Here is a 1,681-nt window from a genome sequence, read left to right as displayed (position 1 = left end):
TGAACAGCTCCCTGTCAAGTGGACAGTCAAATAATAAAAATAGTTAAGCAACCTGATTCCTAAATTCCAAAGGAGTCAGGTTGTTTAGTTTGGCTTGATAGCGTTGAGTATTGTAAAAATGGATATAGCGTTTAACATCAGTAACTAACTCCTCATAAGTTTTAAACGTTTTCAAGTCATAAGACTCCGTTTTGAAATGTCCCCAAAAACTTTCCATAGGAGCATTATCAATACATTTCCCAACCCGCGACATGGATTGTGTTAGACCAGATTGTCTGATGATATAGCGATACTCCTTTGAGGTATATTGACTGCCACGATCACTATGGATTAAAGGCCTTGCCCCAATGTTTAGAGCTAAGGCTTTCTTGATTGTCTTCATTACCAATGGATTGTCATTGTGATGACTTATGTCATAGGCAATGATGGAACCATCATAAAGGTCTTTGATAGCACTCAAATAAGCTTTCTTTCCTAACCCATACTGTAAGTAAGTGACATCTGTGCACCATTTTTGATTAGGAGCATTAGCTGTAAAATCACGGTTAAGAATGTTTTCTGTGTAGAACTTTTCACCTGCTTTGGTACAAGAGTGTCTGACGCGACGAATGACAGAGCTAAGTCCTAGAATACGCATCAGGCGGCGGATACGTTTCTTGTTGTAATGGGTTCCAAGTTGACGGTTGATAAAAGTTGTCATACGACGATAGCCCAAGATACCATTATAGCGCCTATGCAGTTCGTTTATCTTATCCATGAGCTTAATAGTTTCTTTTTCTGAAACTGTCTCTTGGTGGTTAAGCCACTTGTAATATCCTGAGCATGACACCTTTAAAAGCTTGCACAAGGTTTTGATTGGCACATCTGATTCTTCGTCATGATAATCCTTGATGGCTTGAAAGTCTTCTAAATGCTTGCCTAGTCTTACAGATGATTTCTTCGTTTGACGTCTTCTAACTTTTTTAGCAGACCAACCTCAATTTCTAGGAGACGATTACGTTCCTCTAGCTGTTTAATCTTGAGTTGAAGCTCTTCAGCTTCTGTTAAATTGGGCTTATTATCAAGACCTTTTCCACGCCTATCAACTAGACCTTGTGAGCCGTTCTTCTCAAACTTACGTACCCAAGAGTAGACTTGTTGGTAAGAAATACCAAACTTCTCTATGGCAGCTTGATAATCTTTCTCGTGAGCAATGGTGTAGTTGACAATCTCAACACGTTCGTCAAAAGTGGTTTTGCGTCCTTGTCTCATATAACTGTATCCTTTACTAGTAGCTTTTAAGTCTTCACCACTAGTATAACGCTTTACCCACTTTCTGAGAACCTCATTGCTGGAAATATCATATCTTAAACCAATATCCCTTAAAGAACCCTTACCAGAAAGGTAATCTTGAACGGCTTGGTATTTCAGTTCGTAAGAATAGTTTTTCCATGTTCGGCTTTCTATTAGAGCTGTTACACCATATTTTTGATAACGACTTAGCCATCTACTAATCGTTGAGGAATCAACTTGATAGTATTGACTTAACTGTTCAACTGACTGTTCATGATGAAGAGCTAATTGAATAATCTCTAGTTTTTCCTCTACTGATTTTGGGCTTCTTGTAGACATACGAAAACTCCTCCTATAATTTCTAGTGAATTTTTGTTTTTTCACTGTCCACTATAGGGGGAGTATATCA

General features: G+C 38.3%; 1 protein-coding gene. It reads right to left on the bottom strand.

The window, feature by feature from the left end; all coding sequences use genetic code 11:
• Positions 1 to 43: 43 nt before the first annotated feature.
• Positions 44 to 1,611, bottom strand: a protein-coding gene (locus AB3329_RS11590) for an IS3 family transposase (RefSeq protein WP_368396313.1) whose coding sequence is annotated in 2 segments (ribosomal slippage) — positions 44 to 966 and positions 966 to 1,611 — 1,569 coding nt in all. Because the reading frame shifts where the segments join, the coding sequence is not laid out codon by codon here.
• Positions 1,612 to 1,681: the final 70 nt, after the last annotated feature.

It is taken from the genome of Streptococcus huangxiaojuni (assembly GCF_040930515.1).
GTDB classification, from domain to species: domain Bacteria; phylum Bacillota; class Bacilli; order Lactobacillales; family Streptococcaceae; genus Streptococcus; species Streptococcus huangxiaojuni.
Note: the sequence above shows the minus strand (reverse complement) of the source record. Positions and strands in the feature narration are given on the sequence as shown.